Origin of the sequence: Microbacterium sp. BG28 (assembly GCF_034044005.1) — a bacterium.
GTDB lineage: Bacteria > Actinomycetota > Actinomycetes > Actinomycetales > Microbacteriaceae > Microbacterium.
The window spans coordinates 716,462-739,760 of sequence record NZ_JAXCHA010000002.1; the positions used below are offsets into that span (position 1 = coordinate 716,462).

Consider the following 23,299-nt stretch of genomic DNA (forward strand, 5'->3'; position numbering starts at 1 on the left):
TCGTCTATTCTCCCACGAGCGCCCGGCGCATTGCGGCCAGCACGCGGGCTTCGTCGTCGAGGGGTTGGTCCTGTTCCCCAGCTACGAACACGCGCACCTGTCGGAGTGCCTGATGGAGCAGCATCGGCAGCCCCGACGCCGCGGTCAGGCCGCGTTCGGTCCATGCCGCCGACAGCGACGTCGGCCAGGTGCCGTAGACGACATCCATGAGGACGCCACCCGCATCCGCCAGCGAGGACACCACGTCGGGGGCCAGGGCGGCATCGCCTGGCAGTGTCGCCACGGTGACGTCGACGGCATGATGCCGGGCGTCTAGAGGGCCAGCAGTGCTGTGCATGCCCAGCGCGGCACCGCGGGCCACGAGGTCGTTCGCCGCCTCCGGACGGCGAGCCAGGATCTCCACGGAGCCGACGCCCATCTCCGACAGCGCGACCAACGCCGATGTGGCGGTGGCGCCGGCGCCCAGAATGCGTGCCGACGGCACCTCTCCCACCCCCAGCTCGCGGAGCGCAGCTACGATGCCGCCGACATCCGTGTTGTACCCGCGGAGACCACGCCGCTCGAAGAGCAGCGTGTTGACGGCGCCGGTCGCGCGCGCCCTCGCGTCGACCTCGACGGCCGCCTGGAACCCCGCCGGCTTGAGGGGCATGGTGAGCGACAGTCCTCGCCACGATGCATCGAGCGACGAGAGTGCCGACGGGAACCCGGCTTCATCGACGCGTCGTCTGTCGTACGTCCACGCCACCCCGAGCACGTTGTAGGCGGCTGCGTGCAGCAGCGGCGAACGGCTATGGGCGATCGGATCGCCCCACACGGCGAGACGCGTGCCGGTCAACATCCCGAGTCCGGGTGCTCGCTGCACCACTCCTGGAACTGCTTCACGTACTTCTGGTGTTCCGCATAGGTCGTCGTGAACACCGTCTCCCCGGTGTCCAGGTTCACCGTCACGAAGTACAGCCACGGGCCATCGGCGGGGTGCATCGCGGCATCGATCGCGACATCCCCCGGGTTCGAGATCGGTCCGACCGGCAATCCCGGATGGACGTACGTGTTCCACGGGTTGTCGTCATGCTGCGCCTGTTCCGACGTGCTCACGGACCCGGCGTGGAGCTCGCCGTATCCGTACTGTGCCGTGGAGTCCATCTGCAGCAGACCGAAGGTCTCCTGGTTGGACGGGTCGAGCCGGTTGAGGATGACGCGCGACACCTTCTGCATGTCGGCCTCGTATCGCGCCTCGCGCTGGATGATCGAGGCGATCGTCAGGATCCGCTCTCGCTGATCGATAGGGACCCCGGCGGCATCGAGCGACTGGACGGTGCGGTCCACCATCATCTTGATGATCGACGTCGCACTGGTGCCGGGCTCGATCGTGTACGTCGCGGGGAAGAGCCAACCCTCAAGACTCGAGGCCGAGACGCCGTAGGCCGAGGGGTCCGCGACGGCGGCGGTCAGATCGTCGAGCGAAACGCTCGCACCGTCGGCGATCCGCTGCAGCGACACATCCACGGTCAGTCCTTCGGGGAGCACGACGCGCCCCTCGAGCCGGTTGGCGGGATCACCGAGCGCCTCCAGCGCCGCCGCCGAGGTCATCTCCTGCTGCAGCTTGTACGTTCCGGGTTGGAAAGTGAAGGCGATGTTGTTGTCGATCATGTAGCTGTACAACGAGGTCGCGGTGCGCGTCACGCCTGCGTCGAACATCTTCTGGGAGACCTGGGGACCGGCGTCGCCGCTGACGATCGTGATCGTCGCCTCGCCGTGCGCTTGTGCGGCGTCGAATTCGGTCGGCTCCTCCCAGCCGAGCACGGCTCGGATCTTGTCCTCGTAGGTGTTCCACACCCAGAGTCCTCCCGCGGCGACGCCGCCCAACAGCACGAGCACGATGGCCAGAGCGATCCACCCGCCCTTGCGACGCCGGCGCTTGTTCGGAGGAGGCGGCGGGGCGCCCAGAACCTCGGTCGTCGCATCACCCGTGAAGAGGTCGTCCAGCGAGGGACGCGCGGGGGTGGTCGGCGCGGGCTCCGCCGGCGCGCGGAAGATCGGTTCGGACGCCGCGGGCGTCGGTTGGGGCGCCGATGCGGGCTGCGCCGCGCTCGCGCGCTCGGCGGCCTCGCGCGCCTCACGGCGGGAAGACGGTGTGTCGGACATCAGTCGGTCTCCTGGTCCGGGTCGACGGGAGTGCCGGGCGCCCGTCCTGTCTGCTTCTCGACGTCGAGGGCGTTCTGCAACAGGATCACGGCGGCGACCTGGTCCACTATCCCACGCGAAGAGCGCTGGGAACGCCCTGAGCGTCGGAGCGCCGCATGCGCCGACACCGTGCTCAAACGCTCATCGACCAGTCGTACGGGAAGAGACCCAGCGTCGGCGAGGGCGCGCGCGAACTCGCGGGCGTCCTGCGTCGAGGCCGTCTCGTTGCCGCTCAGGCTGATCGGGAGGCCGACGTAGAGCGCGATCGCATTCTCGTCTCGGGCGATGGCGAGGACGCGTTGCGCCGAGTCATCCGCGCGCGCGACCGTCTCCACCGGCGTCGCCAGCATCCCATCGGGATCGCACCGGGCCACCCCGACCCGCGCCTTGCCCACATCGATGCCGAGCCGGACGCCCCTGCGGAAGTCGCTCACGCCGACGTGGTCTCCAGCGATCGGACGATGCCGTCGAGCGCGTCGGGAAGCGCAGCCGCATCCGAACCGCCGCCCTGTGCGACGTCGTCGCGCCCGCCGCCGCCCCCACCGAGCACACCAGCGGCGCCCTTGGCCAGGACTCCGGCCTTGACGCCCGCTCGTCGTGCCGCCTCATTCGTGGCGACGATGACGATCGGACGCCCGCCCGTCGTCGCGCCGAGAGCGACGACGCCCGCGTCCTCGCCGAGCCGATCGCGGACCGCCAAAGCGACCGTGCGCAGATCATCTGCCGATCCGACGGTGCCGATGGAGGCGACGACGGCGCCGACCTGTCCGAGCCGGCGCACCTGCGCCGCGAGCTCGGGGGCACGCTGCGCGAGAGCCTGCGCCTCGAAGGCGGCGATCTTCTTCTCCGCCGCCTTCAGGCTCGCCGCGAGATCGGCGATCCTCGCGGGGATCTGCTCGCGCGGGACCTTCAGGTCCGACGTCAGCTGGGACACGATCGCACGCTCCGCCGCGAGATCGCGGAACGCGTCCAGTCCGACGAGCGCCTCGACGCGGCGCGCGGTCGCGCCCACGGAGGACTCCCCCACCAGGTTGATGAGCCCCACCTCCGCGCTGGAGGCGACGTGCGTACCGGCACACAGCTCGCGTGACCACGGGCCGCCGATGTCGACCATGCGCACGGTCGTGCCGTACTTCTCTCCGAACAGCGCCATGGCGCCCAGTTCCTTGGCCTCGTCGAGGGGCAGCACTCGGGTGGTCACCTCGAGGTTGTCGCGCACGGCGTTGTTGGCGATCTCCTCGATCTCGCTCCGCGTCGCAGGCGAGAGCGCCTGGCTCCAGTTGAAGTCGAAGCGCATGTACCCGGCACGGTTCAACGATCCCGCCTGGGTCGCGGAGCTTCCCAGCGTGTCACGAAGAGCGGCGTGCACAAGGTGGGTCGCGGAGTGCGCCTGACGCGCGGCGCGGCGGTTGGCCGCATCCACCACCGTCGTCGCCGCGTCGCCGACACCGACCTCGCCCGTGAGGACCTCGACGGTGTGGCTGATGAGCCCGGGCACGGGCTTCTGCACGTCCAGCACGTCCAGCTCGAAGCCCGAGCCGACGATGGTCCCCTTGTCGGCGACCTGTCCGCCGGACTCCGCGTACAGAGCGGTGGCGGGCAGGATCACCTCGACGACCTGGCCCTGCCGCGCGCGGTCGACAGAGACGCCATCGTGCAGGATGCCCAGCACGCGCGACTCGGTCGCGAGGTCCGTGTACCCGGTGAAGACGGTCTCGCCCTGAGCGCGGAAGTCGCGGTACACACTGTGATCGGCGAGCTGGCGACGACGGCTCTTGGCGTCCGCCTTCGCCCGGGTGCGCTGCTGCTGCATCAGGGTGTCGAACGCGTCGCGGTCGACACTGAGCCCGGCCTCTTCGGCGACTTCGAGGGTCAGATCGATGGGGAAGCCGTACGTGTCGTGCAGGAGGAACGCCTGGTCACCGGAGATCGAGGCGCCTCCCGTCTTCTTGGTCTCGGCGATCGAGAGGTCGAGGATCGACGAGCCGGAGGCCAGCGTACGAAGGAAGGTCTCCTCCTCCGCGAAGGCATACTGCGAGATGCGACCCCAGTCCTCGGCCACGACGGGGTACGACGCGGCCATCGCGTCGCGAGACGCCGAGAAGAGCTCCGGGAAGGTCGCGCCGTCGACTCCGAGCAGTCGCATCGCGCGAATGGAGCGGCGCATGAGGCGGCGCAGGATGTAGCCGCGGCCCTCGTTGGACGGCGTCACACCGTCGGACAGCAGCATGAGGGACGACCGGACATGGTCGGCGATGACGCGGTAGCGCACATCGTCCTCGTGCTCCTTGCCGTACGGACGGCCGGAGAGCTCCACGGCACGATCGAGGACGGGGCGTACCTGATCCGTCTCGTACATGTTGTCGACACCCTGCTTGATGAAGGCGACGCGCTCGAGCCCCATGCCGGTGTCGATGTTCTTGTTCGGCAGTTCACCGACGATGTCGAAGTCGATCTTCGAGCGCACGTTGGTGATCGCGTACTGCATGAACACGAGGTTCCAGATCTCCGTGAACCGCGAATCGTCGACGGCAGGGCCGCCGTCGCGCCCGTAGGCCGGCCCACGGTCGAAGTAGATCTCGGAGCAGGGGCCGGCCGGACCCGGCTGGCCCGTCGACCAGTAGTTGTCCTCGCGCCCGAGTCGCTGGATGCGGTGCTCCGGCAGTCCAGCGATGCGTCGCCAGAGATCGGCGGCCTCGTCGTCGGTCTCGTAGACCGTGACCCACAGATCCTTCTCCTGGAAACCGAGACCGCCGTCGGCCTCGGAACGCGTCAGAAGATCCCAGGCGTAGGTGATGGCACCTTCTTTGAAGTAGTCGCCGAAAGACCAGTTCCCGAGCATCTGGAAGAACGTGCCGTGACGGGCGGTGTGACCGACCTCCTCGATGTCGTTCGTCCGGATGCACTTCTGCACATCGGCGGCCCGCGGGAACGGCGGCGGCACCGTTCCGTTCAGGAACGGTACGAACGGAACCATGCCGGCGACGGTGAACAGGAGCGTCGGGTCATCGCTGACCAGAGAGGCGGAGGGAACGATGGTGTGATCGTTCTTCTCGAAAAAGTCGAGGTAACGCTGGGCGATCTCGGCGGTCTTCATGCGGTGTCTTCCTCGGGCAGGACAGGAAGGCCGCCGGAGCGGCCGTTCGGAGTTCGCGGGTGGTCAGCGATCGTCGGCGGCGGAGCCTGCGGCGTCGGGCCCGGTCTCGAACCGGGCCTGCTGCTCGTGGTAGGCGTCTTGGATGCGGTCGGTGAATTCTGTGATGCGGGCATCGATCTCTGCGAGCATCTCGTGTCCGCGCGGATCCTTGTTGACGAGGTGCGCGAGCACGAACCCGGCCGTCGTTCCGACGGCGAACCAGAGAAGACTTCTCACCGTGACCTCTTCCTCATCGTGTCCGCGTCTGTCGCGAGCATCCTCCATCGTAGGCGAGAACGGATGCCCGCGACGGGTAGACGACGAAGGGCGCCGGGGTGACCCCGACGCCCTTCGTGCGCGAACGACTCAGCGCGCGGCGTAGTACTCGACGACCAGCTGCACGTCACAGGTCACGGGGACCTCGGCGCGCTTCGGGCGACGCACCAGGCGGGCCTGGAGCTTGTCGAGCTCGACCTCGAGATAACCGGGAACGTTCGGCAGGACCTCGGCGTGACCGCCGGCGGCCGCAACCTGGAACGGCTCGGTGCCCTCGGAGCGGGCCTTGACGTGGATGAGCTGACCGGGCTTCACGCGGAACGACGGGCGGTCCACGATCTGGCCATCGACCATGATGTGGCGGTGCACGACGAACTGACGTGCCTGCGCCGTGGTGCGGGCGAAGCCGGAGCGCAGCACGAGGGCGTCGAGACGCATCTCGAGCAGCTCGACGAGGTTCTCACCCGTCAGGCCGTCGGTGCGACGGGCCTCGTTGAACGCGATGCGCAGCTGCTTCTCGCGGATGCCGTACTGCTCGCGCAGACGCTGCTTCTCCCGCAGACGGACGGCGTAGTCGCTGTCAGCCTTGCGCTTGGTGCGGCCGTGCTCGCCGGGAGCGTAGGGACGCTTCTCGAGGTAGCGAGCGGCCTTGGGGGTCAGCGCGACGCCGAGCGCGCGCGACAGGCGGACCTTGCGGCGGTCCTGGGACTTCGTGGTCACGAAGATGTCCTTCCGATGACGTGGCCGCGCCTCTCGCGGCTCACGGGCGTATCACCCGACTTCTCCCGATGACGCGCACGCCGGGGCGCGTCGGACGGTGATGCAGAAGGAGGGGGATGCCCGAAAACTCGGTTTCGAGCCGATTCATGCTATCAGACGGTCGTTCGGCGCGATTCGGCGCCCGAACAGGTCATCCTTCGAGGATGCGGCGGATCTTCTCGACACGCGCGGCGATGTCACGCTCGAGGCCGCGCTGCGTGGGTTGGTAGTACCGTCGCCCTCGCAGTTCGTCGGGCAGGTACTGCTGCGTCGCGACGCCGACGTCGAGGTCGTGCGGGTAGACATAGCCCTTGCCATGCCCCAGACGCTTGGCACCCGGATAGTGCGCGTCGCGCAGGTGTGCGGGGACCCGGCCGAAGCCACCGGCCTTCACATCGGCGATCGCGGCGTTGATCGCGTTGTACGCAGCGTTCGACTTCGCGGTGGTCGCGAGATACACCGTCGCTTCGGCGAGGGGGATACGCCCTTCGGGCATACCGATGAACGCGACCGCATCCGCTGCGGCGACCGCGATCGGTAGGGCCTGCGGATCGGCGAGCCCGATGTCCTCTGCCGCGGAGATGACCAGACGCCGTGCGATGAACCGGGGGTCCTCCCCCGCCTCGATCATGCGTGCGAGGTAATGGATCGCGGCGTCCGCATCCGACCCGCGGATCGACTTGATGAACGCGCTGATGACGTCGTAGTGCTCATCGCCCTGGCGGTCGTAGCGCAGAAGCGCGCGATCGACCGCCTGTGCGATGAGGGCCGCCGTGATCCGCGGTTCCTCCTCGCCGTCGGTCATGGCCGCCGCGGCCTCCAGCGCCGTCAGCGCACGCCGGGCGTCTCCGGACGCCAGGCGGACGAGCGACTCCCTCGCCTCATCGTCGAGCGCGATCCGCCCGGCGAGTCCCCGTGGATCGCTCACGGCACGATCGACGAGCTCGCCGAGATCGTCGTCACCGAGCGGCTGCAGCGTCAGCAGGAGCGAGCGGGACAAGAGTGGCGAGATGACCGAGAACGACGGGTTCTCGGTGGTCGCCGCGATCAGCACGACCCAACCGTTCTCGACGCCGGGCAGGAGCGCGTCCTGCTGGGCCTTGGTGAAGCGATGGATCTCGTCCAGGAACAGGATGGTGGACTGGCCGTACAGGTCGCGCTGATTGAGCGCCTCCTGCATCACCTCGCGAACGTCCTTCACGCCGGCAGTGATGGCCGACAGCTCGACGAAGCGGCGCCCGGAGGAGCGGGCGATCGCTTGCGCGAGCGTGGTCTTGCCGGTGCCGGGCGGTCCCCACAGGATCACGGACACCGCTCCGGACGTCTGCCGCTCGGGGTCGGCCAGCGCGACGAGCGGCGAACCGGGCTTCAACAGGTGTCCCTGCCCTGCGACCTCGGCCAGCGACGCCGGGCGCATGCGCACAGCAAGAGGCGTCTGGCCCTGGAAGAGGGCACCGGAGGAGCTCACTCCCCCAGGCTAACGGCGGCCGGCGACGCCGGCTTTGATGACTGCGGTCGCCGCCGCATAGGATCGGCTGGTCCGGCCGGCGAGGAGGAACCGTGGCATCGGGAAACAAGCAGCAGCGCGCCGAGCGCGAACGCGCTCGTCTGTACCAGGCGCGCCGCGCTCACCACGACGCGCAGGTCACTCGACGTCGGCGCGACAACCTCATCGCGAGCCTCGGTGGTGGCCTCCTGGTCCTCGTCGTCCTCGGCGGTCAGATCGCCTACTACACGGTCGGCCCCGGTGCGAGCGCCCCGGCCGTCGAGACACCCAGCCCGGCACCCTCCGACCCTGCTCCCGAATCGACACCGCTGCCGACGCCGGAGCCGACGTCCTGACCTGCACGGCGCCCGACCGGCAGGCGTACTAGGCTGAATCCGATTTCCCCCGCCGACGCGAGACGCTCGAGGTGCCCCGTGACTGCCGCGACAGACCACACCCCTGACCAGCCCGACACCACCGGGGCCGCTGACGAGCCCTGGGGTCGGGTGGATGCCGATGGCACCGTCGCCGTGCGCGAGGGCGAGAACTGGCGCGTCGTCGGCCAGTACCCCGATGGGACTCCGGACGAGGCGCTGGCGTACTTCGTTCGCAAGTACACCGATCTCGTGAGCGAAGTGACGCTCCTCGAGGTGCGTCACCGCCGAGGTGGTGCGTCGGCGTCCGACCTGCGCCACACGGCGAACGCGCTGCGCGAGAAGGTCGCTGACGCCGCAGCCGTCGGCGATCTGGAGTCCCTGCGCGCTCGGCTCGACGCCCTGGTCGCCTCGCTGGCCGAAGCCACCGCGAACGAGGCCGAGGCGGCGAAAGCCGCCGTCGATGACGCACTGGCCCAGCGCACCGTCCTCGTCGAGAGGGCAGAGGCCCTCGCTCAGCGTGATCCGAAGTCGCTGCAGTGGAAGCAGGTCACCGCAGAGCTGACCGAGCTCTTCGACCAGTGGCAGAGCCAGCAGCAGAACGGCCCGCGCCTGCCGAAGTCCGCGTCGCAGCAGCTGTGGACCCGGTTCCGCGACGCGCGCAGTGCGCTCGAGCGTCATCGCCGCGCGTTCTACGCGGAGCTCGATGAGGTGCACAAGGCCGCCAAGGATCGCAAGACCCGCCTGGTGGAGCGCGCAGAGGCCCTCGCACCGCGCGGCGAGGACGGAATCCCCGCTTACCGCGACCTTCTCGACGACTGGAAGGCAGCGGGACGTGCCGGCAAGCGCGTCGACGATGCGCTCTGGGCTCGCTTCAAGGCTGCCGGCGATGCGCTCTACGGTGCACGCCAGGGCCGCGAAGCCGCCGAGGCCGAGGAGTCCAAGGAACGGATCGTCGCCAAGCAGGCGTTGCTCGAGACGGCGAAGCCCATCGTCGACGAGAAGAACCTGTCCACGGCCCGTCAGCGTCTCACCGAGATCCAGCGCCAGTGGGATGAGATCGGCCGCATCTTCCCGCGCGATCGTGAGCGCGCCCTCGACGACGAACTGCGCAAGATCGAGCAGCATGTCCGCGGGCGCGAGGACGCCGAGTGGAAGCGCAACGAGCCCGAGACGACCGCCCGTGCGAACGACATGACCCGCCAGCTGACGGATGCCATCGAGAAGCTCGAGAGCGAACTCGCCGACGCCGAGGCCCGCAAAGACACGAAGGCGGCCAAGACGGCACGCGAGTCCTTGGAAGCACGGAAGGCGTGGCTGCGCGCCATCGGCGGCTGACCCCTCCTCCGCCTGACCTCGACGCGCGGGGCCTGTCCACAGACCGGACGGGTCCCGCGCGTCGTGGCGTTCGATCCCGGCACACTGAGGTGATGGGATCCCGTTTCCTCTACTTCCCGAGCGAACTGCTCAGCCGAGCCGAGCTCACGGCCGCGTGCCTCGACGGGGATCTCGTGGGACTCGGCGAGGGATTCGTTCCCGCGGACACGATCGAAACGGCGGCGCTACGGGCCGCATCCCTGCGTCCGCTTGTCGGCGAACGAATGGCTGCGACCCACCGCAGCGCCGCCTGGGTGCACGGCTTCATAGACGACGCGCCCGTCCGTCACGACCTGCAGCGCATCAGCGCGCATCGCTTGCACGAACCGGTGGACCGGCGTTTCGTCTACCGCGATCCGCGTATCCCCGAGGGCGACCTGCTCCGTCTCGGCGGCGTTCCGGTGACGACGCCGGCCCGCACCGTCGCCGATCTCGCTCGGGGCACCGACGAGACCGCCTACAACCTGCTGGGGCAGTGCGCGGAGCGGGCGCCTGAGGCCGTTCATGGCGCCATCGAATGGCTCGCGGCCAAACGCCGCGTGCCGCGTCGCCTGGCCGCGCTCGCTCTTCTTCAGGACCTCGTCAGGAGGAAGTGACGCGGTAGACGTCGTAGACGGCGTCGATGCGGCGCACCGCGTTCAGCACGCGGTCGAGGTGCACCGTGTCGCCCATCTCGAACACGAACCGGCTCAGAGCGAGACGATCGTTCGAGGTGGAGACCGTCGCGGAGAGGATGTTGACGTGGTGTTCGCTCAGCACTCGCGTCACGTCACTGAGCAGTCCCGAGCGATCGAGCGCCTCGACCTGGATCTGCACGAGGAACACGCTCTTCGTCGTCGGCGCCCACTCGACATCGATCATGCGCTCGGGGTCGGACTCCAGCGCCTTGACGTTGGTGCAGTCGGCGCGGTGCACCGACACACCGCTGCCGCGGGTCACGAATCCGACGATCTCATCGCCCGGAACGGGGGTACAGCACTTGGCGAGCTTGACGAGGATGTCGGGCGCACCGCGAACGAGCACTCCGGAGTCGCCGTCGCGCGGCGCACGACCTCGACCGATGTGGGGGATGTCGATGGGGCCGGTGGAGGTGTCGTTGTCCGCCGCGACGAGAGCGGTCACCTTCTCGATCACCGACTGGGTGGAGACGTGTCCCTCACCGACAGCGGCGTAGAGCGCCGACACATCCTCGTAGCGCAGCTGCTGCGCGACCTGCGTGAACGAGTCCTGACTCATCAGGCGCTGCAGCGGCAGGTTCTGGCGTCGCATCGCGCGCGCGATCGACTCGCGCCCCTGCTCTATCGCCTCTTCACGGCGTTCCTTGGTGAACCACCCGCGGATCTTGTTGCGCGCACGGGTGCTCTTGACGAATCCGAGCCAGTCCTGACTCGGCCCCGCATCCGGGTTCTTGGAGGTGAAGACCTCGACGACGTCGCCGGAGTGAAGCTCGGACTCGAGCGGCACGAGGCGGCCGTTGACCTTCGAGCCCATCGTGCGATGGCCGATCTCGGTGTGCACCGCGTACGCGAAGTCCACCGGAGTCGCGCCAGCCGGCAGGCCGATGACGCGCCCCTTGGGCGTGAAGACGTAGACCTCTTTCGCGCCGATCTCGAACCGGAGCGAGTCGAGGAACTCCCCCGGATCCGCCGTCTCCGCCTGCCAGTCGGAGATGTGGGCGAGCCAGGCCATGTCGGCGTCGACGGCCTTCGCGTCCGTCTTGGCCCCCGCCATCCGCTCCTTGTACTTCCAGTGCGCCGCGACACCGAACTCCGCCTGCTGATGCATCTCGTTCGTGCGGATCTGGATCTCGACCGTGCGTCCGTTGGGGCCGATGACGGTGGTATGCAGCGACTGATAGAGGTTGAACTTGGGCGTCGCGATGTAGTCCTTGAAACGCCCGGGAAGCGGCGTCCATCGCGCATGCAGCGCGCCGAGCACGGCATAGCAGTCGCGAACGGTCGCCACGATCACGCGGATGCCGATCAGATCGTAGATGTCGTCGAACTCGCGACCTCGCACGACCATCTTCTGGTAGACGGAGTAGAGCTGCTTCGGTCGACCCGCCACGCGCCCGCGGATCCGCAGCTCGCGCAGGTCCTCTTCGACCGCGTTGATGACGTTCTGCAGGTATTGCTCCCGCTGGGGGGTGCGCTGCTTGACCAGGCTGTCGATCTCGACATAGAGCTTCGGGTGGAGCACCGCGAAGGAGAGGTCTTCGAGTTCGGACTTGATGGCCTGGATACCGAGCCGATGCGCCAGCGGGGCATAGATCTCGAGCGTCTCGGTGGCCTTCTTGGACGCCTTCTCGGGCGGCACGAAGCCCCAGGTGCGGGCGTTGTGCAGCCGATCGGCGAGCTTGATGACGAGCACGCGGATGTCGCGCGACATCGCCACGATCATCTTGCGGACAGTCTCTGCCTGCGCGCTCTCGCCGTACTTGACCTTGTCGAGCTTGGTGACGCCGTCCACGAGCATCGCGACCTCGTCGCCGAACTCGGCGCTCAGCTCGTCGAGCCGGTACCCCGTGTCCTCGACGGTGTCGTGCAGGAGAGCCGCGGCGACCGCCTTCGGCCCGAGGCCGAGATCCGCGAGAATCTGCGCCACCGCGAGCGGATGCGTGATGTACGGCTCGCCGCTCTGCCGCTTCTGTCCCTCGTGTGCCCTGGCCGCCACCACGTAGGCCCGCTCGACGATCGCGAGATCGCCCTTCGGATGGTGGGTGCGGACCGTACGGACGAGCTTGTCGACGTCGTCACGGCGGGCGGCGCGCGAGAAGATGCGCGGGATCAGGCGTCGCAGAGAAGAACTCTGGGCGCCCGCGGGAAGCGTCTCGGCCATGCCTCGATCACCACCCTTCGCCCGGTCGGATCATTTTACGCGTGTGCGATCCGATCAGGCTTCGACGACCGCGCGCTCGCGCGCGGACAGCACGCGCGCGTCGCTCGCTCTGACCTTCGCCTCGCCCTCGCGGAACAGGCTGTACAGCGGCGCCGCGAGGAAGAGTGTCGAGTACGCGGCAACGATCGTGCCCACGAAGATCGACAGCGAGATGTCCGTGAGGGTCTGTGCACCGAGCCAGAACGCGCCGATGAACAGGATCGCGCCAGTCGGCAGGATGGCGACGACGGTCGTGTTGATCGAGCGGATGAGGGTCTGGTTGACCGCCAGGTTCACTGACTCACCGAACGTGCGGGCAGAGATCTCCCCGTCATCCCTCGTGTTCTCTCGGATCTTGTCGAAGACGACGGTGATGTCGTAGAGCGAGTACGCGAGGATCGTGAGGAATCCGATGACGGCCGCCGGCGAGATCGGGAATCCGAACACCGCGTAGATACCTACTGTGACGACGAGCACGTCGACCACGCCGATGATGGCAGCCGCGGACATCTTCCAAGTGCGGAAGTACAGGGCCAGGATCACGAAGGTCAGCGTGAGGAAGATCGCCAGGCCCCACAGGGACTGGCGCGTCACCCCCTCGCCCCAACTCGGGCCGATGAACGACGACGTGACGTCGGCGGCGGGGACGTTGTATGCCTCCGCGAGAGCCTCAGACACGCGCTGCGTGTCGTCGTTGGACATCTGGTCGGTCTGCACCCGGACGGAGTCCGCCCCGACCGTCGTGACGCGCGTCTCCGCGTTCGGGACGACGGACTGCACGGCGTCGGTGGCGATGGCCTGGTCGGGGTTGGACAGCTCGTTGATCGTGAACTGGGACCCCCCGGTGAACTCGATCGAGAATTCGATCGGTCGGAACAGCGGCACCAGTGCAGAGGCGATGACGAGCAGGGCGCCGATCAGGAACCAGAGCCGGCGACGCCCGACGAACGGGAAGGAGGTCTTGCCGGTGTAGAGGTCGTTACCGACCTGGGACATCGAGCGCATCAGTTGCGGCCGCCCTTCGACGGGGACACGGGTTCGTCCGTGGATGAGGAGCCGGCATCGCCCTGTTGCGCGGCGCGCTTGCGCTCGGCGATGGTCTGACGACGCTCCGCCTCGCCGCGCGAGCGGGCGACGCGACCGGTCTGGGCCACGGGAGCGCGGAACTGCGCGCGACCGCGGTAGACCGCTCCGAGCGCTGTCGGGTCGAGGCCGGACAGCGGGTGTCCCGAGCCGAAGAATCGGGTACGGGCCAGCAGCTGCATCACGGGGTGGGTGAACAGGATGAAGATGAGCACGTCGATGACCGTCGTCAGGCCGAGCGTGAACGCGAAGCCCTTCACGGTCGCGTCGGCCAGGATGTAGAGCACGACGGCGGCGAGCACGTTGATCGACTTCGAGATGTAGATCGTGCGCTTGGCACGGCTCCAGCCATCCTCGACCGCGGCCGTGATCGACTTGCCGTCGCGCAGCTCGTCGCGGATGCGCTCGAAGTAGATGATGAACGAGTCGGCCGTGAATCCGATCGACACGATGACACCCGCGACACCTGCCAGCGACAGCCGGTAGCCCATGCGCCAGGCCAGGATGCAGAGGGTGATGTAGGTCAGCACGCCCATGACCACGAGCGACGCCATGATCACCGTGCCGAGCGCGCGGTAGACGGTCAACGAGTAGACCGCGACGAGGGCCAGGCCGATCAGGCCGGCGATCAGACCGATCATCAGCTGCTGAGAACCGAGGGTGGCCGAGATCGTGTCCGAGCTCTGCACCGTGAAGCTCAACGGCAGGGCGCCGTACTTGAGCTGGTCCGCCAGCGTCTTCGCGCTCTCCTGCGTGAAGGAGCCCGTGATCTGCGGCTTGCCGTCGGTGATGATGCCGTTCATCGACGGAGCGGAGAGCACCGTGCCGTCGAGCACGAACGCGAACTGGTTCAGCGGGCGCTGCAGCGGGTACAGCCGCTGGCTGATCTCGGTGAACTTCTCGGTGCCCTCAGCGTTGAAGACGAGGTTGACCGCCCACTGGCCGTTGTTCTGCACGACCCCCGAGCTCGCGTCTGCGACGTCATCACCCTTGATCTCGACCGGGCCGAGGATGTACTTCGCGGTACCGTCCGTCGAACAGGTGATCAGCGGATCGGCGTCGGGAGCATTCGCGGGATCGTTCGTGGGGTTGGCACAGTCGTACGCCTGGAACTCCGCCTGCAGCTTCGGCGTGATCCAGCTGACGTCGCTGCCGTTCGTGGGCGACGCGGTCGGCGTGGCTTCGAGCGAAGGATCGGGCGTCGGATACGGCGTCGCCGTGCCGTCCTGACCGATGAAGCTGCCGCTGACCTCGCCCGACTCGACGAGCACGGGACGCAGCTGCAGCTGCGCCGAGTCCTGGATGCGCTGACGCGTCTCCTCATCGGCCTCACCGGGGATCTGGACGACGACGTTTCGTCCGCCCTCGGTCGTGACGTCCGCCTCGCCGACGCCGGAGGCGTCGACGCGCTGGCGGATGATCGTGACGGCCTGCGTCATCTGGTCGCTGCTCGGAGCAGCGCCATCGGCGGTCTGCGCGGCAAGGATGATCTGCGTCCCGCCCTGAAGATCCAGGGCGAGTTCAGGGGACCAGGAGCTCGCGGGTGCCCCCGCGGAGGTCTTGAAGACGTACACGCCCAAGGCGTTCACGCCGAAGAGCACAGCGGTCACCGCGAGGAGCCCGATGAGGGCGCGCCAGGCGTGACGGACGGGAGTGGATGTCGCCACGAACGATCAGCTTTCTCGTGCAGGAAGGGATGGAGGCGTCAGGCCTCGGGCTTGTCCTTCTTGTCGTTCTCGACCTCGTCGCTGTGCGACGAGTACTTGTGGTCGTCGCTGATCGAGGTGATGTCACCATCGGCGACACCGGCGATGTACTCGGCCTCGCTCGCCTCGGCCTCGATGAACTCGTCCTCGGTCACCACACCCTCAGCGGGGTCGACGACACGGAGGATCGCCTGGCTGTGCACCTTGATCTCGACACCAGGGGCGATTTCGATGAGGGCCGGCTGGTCGAGGTTGTCGGCGTCGAACTCGACGATCGTTCCGTACAGGCCGCCCTGCAGAAGAACCTCGGCACCCGGCACTGTCTGGCGGGCCTTCTGCTCCTGCTCGGCCTTCGCCTTCTGCATGCGGCGACGCGAGCTCCAGAACATGAAGATCAGGAGGATCACCAGCAGGATGATCAGACCGTAGTTGGCGAAGAAGGTCGCGAAGTCCATGAAGAGGAGGAGCCCTTTCCGGGGCAGCGCGAACCGGGTCCAGCGCTGGTCGAGTCAGTTGCGGCGAAAGCCTTCAGCGATTATAGGTCATCCAAGCGCAGCGCTCCGGTCGGATGCGGTACGCCCAGGTGCCCATACGCCTCAGGGGTTGCCACACGCCCCCGTGGCGTGCGGCCCATGAATCCGATCCGCACCAGGTACGGCTCGACGACCGATTCGATCGTGTCCGCCTCCTCACCCACCGCGATGGCGAGCGTACTGAGGCCCACGGGACCGCCGCGGAAGCGACGAATGAGCGCGTCCAGCACGGCGCGGTCGAGCCGGTCGAGGCCGATAGGGTCGACGTCGTACAGCTCGAGCGCCGCATCCACGCTGGCGAGGCTGCCCGATCCGCCGTCGGCGTAGACGATGAGATAGTCGCGCACCCTCCGCAGCAGTCGGTTCGCGATGCGCGGGGTGCCGCGCGAGCGGCGGGCGATCTCGGAGCGGGCCATAGCGGGCAGCTCGACGCCGAGCATCGAGCTCGAGCGGGCGATGACCCGCTCGAGCTCGTCGGGCTCGTAGTACTCGAGGTGCGCGGTGAAGCCGAAGCGGTCGCGCAGCGGGTTGGGCAGCAGCCCGGACCTCGTGGTGGCCCCCACGAGGGTGAAGGGCGCGAGGTCGAGCGGGATGCTCGTGGCGCCGGCACCCTTGCCGACCATGATGTCGATCCGGAAGTCCTCCATGGCGAGATAGAGCATCTCTTCGGCCGAGCGCGCCATGCGGTGGATCTCGTCGATGAACAGCACTTCGCCGGGCGTCAACGATGACAGGAGCGCTGCCAGATCACCGGCGTGCTGGATGGCAGGTCCGCTCGACATGCGCAGCGCGCGTCCGCTCTCATGCGCGACGATCATCGCGAGCGTCGTCTTGCCCAGCCCGGGAGGCCCCGAGAGCAGGATGTGGTCGGGCGGGCGCTGCTGGATGCGCGCCGCATCGAGCAGCAGCTGCAACTGTCCGCGGACCTTCTGCTGTCCGACGAAGTCAGCGAGCGAGTCGGGACGCAGCGCGCCTTCGATGGCGAGTTCGCTGTCGTCCGCGGGCGTAGCCGCATCCCTCAGCTCATCCACGCACGGCCTCCCCGCGAGCCGGGCCCAGTGCCGCGAGCGCTCTGCGCAGGAGAGCCGCGACCGTCCGCTCGTCGGGCGCCTCGGCGACCACGACCGCGGCCGTCTCTGCGGCGACGCGCTCGGACCAGCCCAGGCCGACGAGCGCCTGTGCGAGCTGATCGACGAGACCGGTGGACGCCGCCGAGGAGCCGGCGGCGGACGCGGTGGGCGGCGCCAGCTTTCCGGCGAGCTGGACCACGATCAGCTTTGCTGTCTTGGGTCCGATCCCAGATACCTTGCGGAAGGGGCCATCGGCCTCGTTTGCTACCGCCTGAGCGATCTGGTCGATGCTGAGCTCGGCCAGCACGCCGAGCGCGGACTTCGGGCCGACTCCGGACACGGCGATCAGCGCCGCGAAGACCGCCAGCTCCTCTCGCGTGCGAAAGCCCACGAGAGAGAGGGCGTCCTCACGGACGATCATGTGCGTGTGCAGCAGGATGTCGTCGCCCAGGTGCGCCGTGCGCGAGACGTCCGGGGTCACGGCCACGCTGTAGCCGACGCCGGCGACCTCGAGAACGAGGCCGTCGGAGGATGCGTGCACGATGGAGCCGCGTAGCGAGGCGATCATGGCTGCGAGCCTATCCCGCTTCGCACCTTTGTTCGATTCGACACGCTCAGCGGCGCGCCTTCTCTGCCGCCCGCCATGCACGCTGAGCCGGTGTGAGGCTCGCGTCCACGACCGCCGCTCCCCCGGCGCTGCCCCCGCGCCACGCGTGGCACAGCGCGAGCGCGAGCGCGTCAGCGGCATCGGCGGGTTGAGGGAGCGCGTCGAGTCGAAGGACCCTCGCCACCATGGTCTGTACCTGCAGCTTCTCGGCGGAGCCGTACCCGGTGATCGCCGCCTTGACCTCGCTGGGCGTGTGGGTCGCGGTGCGCAGACCGTGCTCGGCTGCGATGAGCAGGGCGATGCCGCTGGCCTGCGCCGTGCCCATCACGGTGCTGCGGTTCTGCTGAGCGAACACCCGCTCCACGGCGACGACTTCGGGGCGGTGCTCCCGCACGGCGTCGCGGAGCCCCTGCGCGATGAGGTGCAGCCGCTCGGCGATCGGCAGGTCGGGCGATGTGCGGATGACGCCGACATGCACGAGATTCGCGCGACGGTCGGCCGCGACGTCCACGACGCCCACGCCGCAGCGCGTCAGGCCCGGGTCGACACCGAGGACGCGCAGAGAAGAACCCACTCCGCCACGCTACGTGCCTCGGGACGCACCGGGCACCCGACGCGCCCGCAACGAGGGATGCTCACTCGTCGGCTTCGAGCTCCGCCTGCACCTCGGGCGTCAGATCGAAGTTGCTGAAGACGTTCTGCACGTCGTCGCTGTCTTCGAGCGCGTCGATCAGGCGGAAGACCTTCCGCGCCGTGTCCGCGTCGACCTCGACCTTGAGGTTCGGCACGAACTCGACGTCGGCCGATTCGTACTCGATACCGGCGTCCGCGAGCGCGGTGCGCACGGACACGAGGTCGGACGCCTCGGTGATCACCTCGAAGCCCTGCGCGTGCGGCTCGATCTCTTCCGCCCCCGCCTCGAGCGCCGCCATCATGACGTCGTCTTCGCTCGTGCCCTCTTCGGACACCACGATGACGCCCTTGCGGGTGAAGTTGTAGGCGACCGACCCGGGATCGGCGAGAGTGCCGCCGTTGCGCGACAGCGCCGTGCGGACCTCAGCGGCGGCTCGGTTCTTGTTGTCGGTGAGACACTCGATCATGAGAGCGACGCCGTTGGGGCCGTAGCCCTCGTACATGATCGAGGAGTACTCGACCGACTCGCCGCCGATGCCGGCTCCGCGCTTGATCGCGCGATCGATGTTGTCCTTGGGCACCGAGGTCTTCTTGGCCTTGAGGACCGCATCGAAGAGCGTCGGGTTGCCCGCCAGATCGGCGCCGCCCAGCTTTGCGGCGACCTCGATGTTCTTGATGAGCTTGGCCCACGACTTCGCACGACGCGCGTCGACGACGGCCTTCTTGTGCTTCGTGGTGGCCCATTTGGAGTGACCGGACATGAGTCTCCCGTGTTCAGCGGCTGGAAAGTCCAGCGTCGATCTTAGTTCAGCCGCGCGCGGACCCGCTCGAGGAGGCGTTCGTGGAACCGCGTCTCGTCGGAGACCTCGGGGTGGAACGAGGTTCCCAGCACGTTCCCCTGCTCGACCGCGACCACGCGCCCGTCGTCGAGGGACGCGAGGATCGCGACGCCCGCACCGACCCGTTCGACCACGGGCGCGCGGATGAAGACGGCCCTGACCGGCGGCCCGCCGAGCGTATCGACACGCACGTCGCTCTCGAAGGAGTCGAGCTGCGAACCGAAGGCGTTGCGCCGCACGGCCACATCAAGACCGCCGAAGCCCTGCTGCCCGGGGAGGCCGTCGAGGATCTCGTCGGCGAGGAGGATGAGACCCGCGCACGTGCCGTAGACCGGGAGCCCCGCAGCGATCTCCCGGCGGAGCGGGTCACGCATCCCGAATGCTCTGCTGAGCTTGTCGATCACGCTCGACTCGCCGCCGGGGATCACCAGACCGTCGACCTCGTCGAGTTCCGCCGGCCGTCGAACCGGCCGCACCGCCGCGCCGAGCAGGCGAAGGATGCGGGCGTGCTCGCGCACGTCGCCCTGTAGGGCGAGCACCCCGATGCGCGGGGCGTCACCAACCACGGTCGGCGAGACGATGCGGAGCGGGGAGATCGGCCACGTTGATGCCGACCATCGCCTCGCCGAGCCCTCGTGAGGCTTCGGCGATGACGGCGGGATCATCGAAGAACGTGGTCGCTTTCACGATGGCGGCAGCACGCTGGGCGGGGTTGCCGGACTTGAAGATCCCGGACCCCACGAACACGCCGTCGGCTCCCAGCTGCATCATGAACGCGGCGTCCGCGGGGGTTGCGACGCCGCCTGCGGTGAACAGCACCACCGGCAGCGTGCCGGTGCGGGCGACCTCGGCCACCAGTTCGAACGGCGCCTGGAGTTCCTTCGCCGCGGCATACAGCTCGTCGGAACTCTTCGCGCCGAGAGCCGCGATCTCGCCGCGGATCGTGCGGATGTGCTTCGTGGCCTCCGACACGTCGCCCGTGCCCGCCTCGCCCTTGGAGCGGATCATCGCCGCGCCCTCGGTGATGCGCCGCAGCGCCTCACCGAGATTCGTCGCACCGCACACGAACGGAACGGTGAAGCCCCACTTGTCGATGTGATTCACGTAGTCCGCAGGCGAGAGCACCTCGGACTCGTCGACGTAGTCCACTCCCAACGCCTGGAGAACCTGGGCCTCCACGACATGACCGATCCGCGCCTTCGCCATGACAGGGATCGACACCGCGGCGATGATCTCGTCGATCAGGTCGGGATCGCTCATCCGCGCCACTCCGCCCTGCGCACGGATGTCGGCCGGGACGCGCTCGAGCGCCATGACGGCGACGGCCCCCGCATCCTCGGCGATTCGGGCTTGCTCGGCGGTGACCACGTCCATGATCACGCCGCCTTTCAGCATCTCGGCGAGTCCACGCTTGACGCGCGTGGAACCGGTGAGGGAATCGGTCATCGAGTGCTCCTTCGTCGACGCCGCGTCGTGCGACGTTTTGTCCTAGGCCAGAAAGTAGCATGTCCTACGGCGTAGGCTGGTGCCGATGTCTCTGTCTGACACGCGTTCCGGGATCCGCGGTTCCTCCGCCGCGGAGATCGCCGACAGCGTCCGTGCGCTCGTCGAGCGCGGCGAGCTCGCCCCCGGACAGTCGCTTCCCCCGGTCCGGGCACTCGCCGAGGCGCTGGAGGTCAACCGCAACACGGTCGCGGCGGCCTATCGGCTGCTTACCCAGGCGGGCACCGTCGTCACCCGCGGGCGCGGCGGCACGCTCGTCGCCGAAGCCGCACCCGTCGCGCAGGAGGGCTTCGCCGCCGGCACCGTGCTCCGCGACGTGGGCACCGGCAATCCCGATCCCGACCGCATCCCGGACGCTGTTCCGGCGCTGACACGCATCGCCCGCCGCCCCGTCCTCTACGGCGAGCCTGTCATCGACCCCGATCTCGAGGCCTGGGCCCGAGAGTGGGTGGGCGCCGACGTCGCGCCGTCGACCGTGCGGTTGACGATCACGAGCGGCGCGGTCGATGCCGTGGAGCGCCTGCTCGCGCAGGCGCTGACGAGAGACGATGCCGTCGCTCTCGAAGACCCCTGCTTCCTGGCCAGCATCCACACCGTGCGCCTCGGCGGCTATCGCGCCGTTCCGGTTCCGGTGGACGCCGAGGGGATGACCGTCGACGGGCTTCGTGCGGCTCTCGCTGCGGGCGTCCGTGCCATCGTCTGCACGCCACGCGCCCAGAACCCGACCGGCGCCAGTCTGAGTGCGCGCCGCGCCGCCGAGCTGCGCGCGGTGCTCGAGAACCACCCGTACGTGCTCATCATCGAGGACGACCATTTCTCGCTCCTGTCCTCGCAGCCTTACCACTCGATCATCGGAAGAGACCACCGACGGTGGGCACTTGTCCGGTCGGTCTCGAAGTTCCTGGGGCCCGACATGTGTCTGGCCGTCACGGCATCCGACCCCGAGACCGCCGACCGTCTCGCACTGCGGCTCAGCCCCGGAACCACCTGGGTCAGCCACCTCCTGCAGCGCCTCGCCATCGCCCTGCTCGCCGATGACACGGTTCGACGCGCGATTCGAGCGACAGGACGGCACTACGCGGAACGCAACCGCGCCTTCGCCGCCCGGGCGAGCACGCACGGCCTCGCCGTCCAGTCGAGCGACGGACTGAATCTGTGGGTCCCCCTCGGCGTCCCTGCTCGCTCCGTCGCCGAGCAGCTCATGCGCCGCGGCTGGCTGGCACGCACCGGCGACGAGTTCGTGCTCGCCGACGCGCGTGCCACGCACCACCTGCGCCTGACGGTGCATGATCTCTCCGACGATGACGCCGATCGGCTCATCACCGACCTCGTCGCGGCCGTGGATGCGGTCGCCGCCACCTCGAAGATGGGATGACTCCACTGTGAAGGTACTTTCGATCCAGTCCGCCGTCGCCTATGGCCACGTCGGCAACTCCGCAGCGGTCTTTCCCCTGCAGCGCATCGGTGTCGAGGTTCTGCCGGTGTACACCGTGAACTTCTCGAACCACACCGGGTACGGCGCCTGGCGAGGACCGCTCATCGCACCGGACGACGTGCGCGAGGTCATCACGGGCATCGAGGAGCGCGGTGTCTTCGACAAGATCGACGTGGTCCTCTCCGGATACCAGGGCTCCGAGGGCATCGCCGACGTGATCGTCGACGCGGTGGCGCGCGTGAAGGCGGCCAACCCGAGGGCCGTCTATGCGTGCGACCCCGTCATGGGCAACGCCAAGTCCGGCTGTTTCGTCGCCCCTGCCATCCCCGAGCTCCTCCGCGAGAAGGTCGTTCCGGTGGCGGACATCATCACGCCGAATCAGTTCGAGCTGGGCTTTCTCACCGGCACGGATCCGCACACGATCGAGGAGACACTCGCCTCGGCGGATGCCGCCCGCGCGATGGGCCCGGATACGGTGCTGGTCACGAGCGTCGAGCGCCCCGACCGCGAGGAGGGCACCATCGAGATGATGGCCGTCACGCCTCGAGGCGCGTGGATCGTGACCACTCCCCTGCTTCCCATGAAGGCGAACGGCTCCGGCGATGTGACCGCCGCCTTGTTCACGGCGCACTACACGGGCAGCGGCGATGCCGCGGACGCGCTGGCTCGCACCGCATCCAGCGTCTTCGACCTGCTCGAGGCGACACACCGCTCGGGCGAGCGCGAGCTCCAGCTCGTCGAGTCGCAGGAGGCGTACGCGAACCCTCGGATGCAGTTCGCCGTGCGTCAGGTCCGGTGAGGCGCCTCAGCCACCGGCAGCGGCACGGAAAGCGCTCTCCCACTGCGGAGCGTCCGCGGGGCACAGGAATCCTGTTCCGAAGACCATGATGCTCACGACGTTGCGCTCCGTGGTCGGGTCGCCGTTCGCGAGGGCCGAGATCAACGGGGAGGTTGCGATGTGCGTGGCGTAGAGATCGGCGTCCACGTCGTGACCGTTGAGGATCGAGGTCTCGCAGGCGTCCAGCGCGAGAGCGAGGGTGATGCTCTCGAGCTCCGGGGACCACGTGCCGCCCTGTGACTCGGTGTAGGCCCGCTGCTGCGAGATGAACTCCTGCTGCTCGGGGGTCTTCGGCGTCAGCATCGGGTCGCCGGGGATCTGCTGCTGGGCCTCGAAGAAGGCATCGCGCTCGGCGAAGACGTCGCCGTCGATCAGATCATCGGATCCGGACTCGCCGGTGCTCTCCGTCGGTTCACCCGAGGGAGCGAGGGCCTCGCCCGGCTCGCTGGATGCGGGCAGTGGAGTGAACTGGCACCCCGCCAACGGCACCAGAGCAACCAGCAGCATGGGTGCGATGAGGCGGACGGAACGTGTGCGCATGAGAGACCCCCGAGCTCGTGGAACGATGCCCGCCACGCTATCG

At 68.4% G+C, this 23,299-nt stretch carries 23 protein-coding genes; 5 read left to right on the forward strand and 18 right to left on the reverse strand.

Annotated elements, in window-relative coordinates; genetic code table 11:
- Positions 1 to 4 precede the first annotated feature (4 nt).
- The 7 genes from SK224_RS09360 to SK224_RS09390 form a co-directional block, all read right to left on the reverse strand.
- Positions 5 to 862 (reverse strand): shikimate dehydrogenase, encoded by an 858-nt coding sequence (locus tag SK224_RS09360; protein ID WP_320434433.1) that lies wholly within the window; start codon positions 860 to 862, stop codon positions 5 to 7.
- Entirely contained in the window at positions 832 to 2,145 is a 1,314-nt protein-coding gene (gene mltG / locus SK224_RS09365) for an endolytic transglycosylase MltG (RefSeq protein ID WP_320434434.1), read from the reverse strand. Before mltG ends, SK224_RS09360 begins: the two co-directional genes overlap by 31 nt.
- Positions 2,145 to 2,618, reverse strand: coding sequence for a Holliday junction resolvase RuvX (ruvX, locus tag SK224_RS09370; protein ID WP_320434435.1), 474 nt, complete (start codon positions 2,616 to 2,618; stop codon positions 2,145 to 2,147). Before ruvX ends, mltG begins: the two co-directional genes overlap by 1 nt.
- Entirely contained in the window at positions 2,615 to 5,281 is a 2,667-nt protein-coding gene (gene alaS, locus SK224_RS09375) for an alanine--tRNA ligase (RefSeq protein WP_320434436.1), read from the reverse strand. Before alaS ends, ruvX begins: the two co-directional genes overlap by 4 nt.
- Positions 5,282 to 5,344: 63 nt before the next feature.
- Positions 5,345 to 5,557, reverse strand: a complete 213-nt coding sequence (locus SK224_RS09380; RefSeq protein WP_320434437.1) for a hypothetical protein — start codon at positions 5,555 to 5,557, stop codon at positions 5,345 to 5,347.
- Between the two features lie 129 nt (positions 5,558 to 5,686).
- Positions 5,687 to 6,316 (reverse strand): 30S ribosomal protein S4, encoded by a 630-nt coding sequence (gene rpsD, locus SK224_RS09385; RefSeq protein ID WP_243227891.1) that lies wholly within the window; start codon positions 6,314 to 6,316, stop codon positions 5,687 to 5,689.
- Between the two features lie 190 nt (positions 6,317 to 6,506).
- The gene (locus SK224_RS09390; RefSeq protein WP_320434743.1) at positions 6,507 to 7,772 is read right to left on the reverse strand and encodes a replication-associated recombination protein A; all 1,266 of its coding nucleotides are present in this window, start codon (positions 7,770 to 7,772) and stop codon (positions 6,507 to 6,509) included.
- 143 nt (positions 7,773 to 7,915) lie between these two features.
- Here SK224_RS09390 and SK224_RS09395 point away from each other — a divergent pair, with 143 nt between their 5' ends.
- The 3 genes from SK224_RS09395 to SK224_RS09405 all read left to right on the forward strand — a co-directional run bounded on the left by SK224_RS09395 (position 7,916) and on the right by SK224_RS09405 (position 10,188).
- Positions 7,916 to 8,197 carry a dioxygenase gene (locus tag SK224_RS09395; protein WP_320434438.1) on the forward strand — a complete coding sequence of 94 codons (282 nt, stop codon included), beginning with the start codon at positions 7,916 to 7,918 and terminating at the stop codon, positions 8,195 to 8,197.
- 78 nt (positions 8,198 to 8,275) lie between these two features.
- A complete protein-coding gene (locus tag SK224_RS09400; RefSeq protein ID WP_320434439.1) occupies positions 8,276 to 9,553 on the forward strand; it encodes a DUF349 domain-containing protein in 1,278 nt (425 codons plus the stop codon).
- A gap of 92 nt (positions 9,554 to 9,645) precedes the next feature.
- The gene (locus SK224_RS09405) at positions 9,646 to 10,188 is read left to right on the forward strand and encodes a type IV toxin-antitoxin system AbiEi family antitoxin (protein ID WP_320434440.1); all 543 of its coding nucleotides are present in this window, start codon (positions 9,646 to 9,648) and stop codon (positions 10,186 to 10,188) included.
- Here the strand turns inward: SK224_RS09405 and SK224_RS09410 are convergent.
- The 10 genes from SK224_RS09410 to pdxS all read right to left on the reverse strand — a co-directional run bounded on the left by SK224_RS09410 (position 10,175) and on the right by pdxS (position 20,386).
- Positions 10,175 to 12,430 (reverse strand): bifunctional (p)ppGpp synthetase/guanosine-3',5'-bis(diphosphate) 3'-pyrophosphohydrolase, encoded by a 2,256-nt coding sequence (locus SK224_RS09410; protein WP_320434441.1) that lies wholly within the window; start codon positions 12,428 to 12,430, stop codon positions 10,175 to 10,177. The two genes, SK224_RS09405 and SK224_RS09410, sit on opposite strands and share 14 nt — an antisense overlap.
- Before the next feature lie 54 nt (positions 12,431 to 12,484).
- Positions 12,485 to 13,474 (reverse strand): protein translocase subunit SecF, encoded by a 990-nt coding sequence (gene secF / locus SK224_RS09415; RefSeq protein WP_320434442.1) that lies wholly within the window; start codon positions 13,472 to 13,474, stop codon positions 12,485 to 12,487.
- Positions 13,474 to 15,219 (reverse strand): protein translocase subunit SecD, encoded by a 1,746-nt coding sequence (gene secD / locus SK224_RS09420; protein ID WP_320434443.1) that lies wholly within the window; start codon positions 15,217 to 15,219, stop codon positions 13,474 to 13,476. The genes secF and secD overlap by 1 nt, the downstream gene beginning before the upstream one ends.
- A 38-nt stretch (positions 15,220 to 15,257) precedes the next feature.
- On the reverse strand, positions 15,258 to 15,713 hold the full coding sequence (locus tag SK224_RS09425) for a preprotein translocase subunit YajC (RefSeq protein ID WP_234072905.1): 456 nt from the start codon (positions 15,711 to 15,713) through the stop codon (positions 15,258 to 15,260).
- An 80-nt stretch (positions 15,714 to 15,793) separates the two neighbouring features.
- A complete protein-coding gene (ruvB, locus tag SK224_RS09430) occupies positions 15,794 to 16,822 on the reverse strand; it encodes a Holliday junction branch migration DNA helicase RuvB (protein ID WP_320434444.1) in 1,029 nt (342 codons plus the stop codon).
- Positions 16,815 to 17,429 carry a Holliday junction branch migration protein RuvA gene (gene ruvA, locus SK224_RS09435; protein WP_320434445.1) on the reverse strand — a complete coding sequence of 205 codons (615 nt, stop codon included), beginning with the start codon at positions 17,427 to 17,429 and terminating at the stop codon, positions 16,815 to 16,817. Before ruvA ends, ruvB begins: the two co-directional genes overlap by 8 nt.
- A gap of 46 nt (positions 17,430 to 17,475) precedes the next feature.
- Positions 17,476 to 18,042, reverse strand: a complete 567-nt coding sequence (ruvC, locus tag SK224_RS09440; RefSeq protein ID WP_320434446.1) for a crossover junction endodeoxyribonuclease RuvC — start codon at positions 18,040 to 18,042, stop codon at positions 17,476 to 17,478.
- Between the two features lie 61 nt (positions 18,043 to 18,103).
- A complete protein-coding gene (locus SK224_RS09445) occupies positions 18,104 to 18,862 on the reverse strand; it encodes a YebC/PmpR family DNA-binding transcriptional regulator (protein ID WP_320434447.1) in 759 nt (252 codons plus the stop codon).
- A gap of 41 nt (positions 18,863 to 18,903) precedes the next feature.
- Positions 18,904 to 19,506 (reverse strand): pyridoxal 5'-phosphate synthase glutaminase subunit PdxT, encoded by a 603-nt coding sequence (gene pdxT / locus SK224_RS09450; RefSeq protein ID WP_320434448.1) that lies wholly within the window; start codon positions 19,504 to 19,506, stop codon positions 18,904 to 18,906.
- On the reverse strand, positions 19,496 to 20,386 hold the full coding sequence (gene pdxS, locus SK224_RS09455) for a pyridoxal 5'-phosphate synthase lyase subunit PdxS (protein ID WP_320434449.1): 891 nt from the start codon (positions 20,384 to 20,386) through the stop codon (positions 19,496 to 19,498). The genes pdxT and pdxS overlap by 11 nt, the downstream gene beginning before the upstream one ends.
- An 85-nt stretch (positions 20,387 to 20,471) precedes the next feature.
- On the opposite strand from pdxS, the gene SK224_RS09460 reads away from it, so the two are divergent.
- Both SK224_RS09460 and pdxY read left to right on the forward strand, forming a co-directional pair.
- A complete protein-coding gene (locus SK224_RS09460; RefSeq protein ID WP_320434450.1) occupies positions 20,472 to 21,818 on the forward strand; it encodes an aminotransferase class I/II-fold pyridoxal phosphate-dependent enzyme in 1,347 nt (448 codons plus the stop codon).
- A gap of 7 nt (positions 21,819 to 21,825) precedes the next feature.
- Entirely contained in the window at positions 21,826 to 22,677 is an 852-nt protein-coding gene (gene pdxY / locus SK224_RS09465) for a pyridoxal kinase PdxY (RefSeq protein ID WP_320434451.1), read from the forward strand.
- A gap of 6 nt (positions 22,678 to 22,683) precedes the next feature.
- Here the strand turns inward: pdxY and SK224_RS09470 are convergent, their stop codons facing one another.
- Positions 22,684 to 23,256, reverse strand: a complete 573-nt coding sequence (locus SK224_RS09470) for a hypothetical protein (protein WP_320434452.1) — start codon at positions 23,254 to 23,256, stop codon at positions 22,684 to 22,686.
- Positions 23,257 to 23,299: the final 43 nt, after the last annotated feature.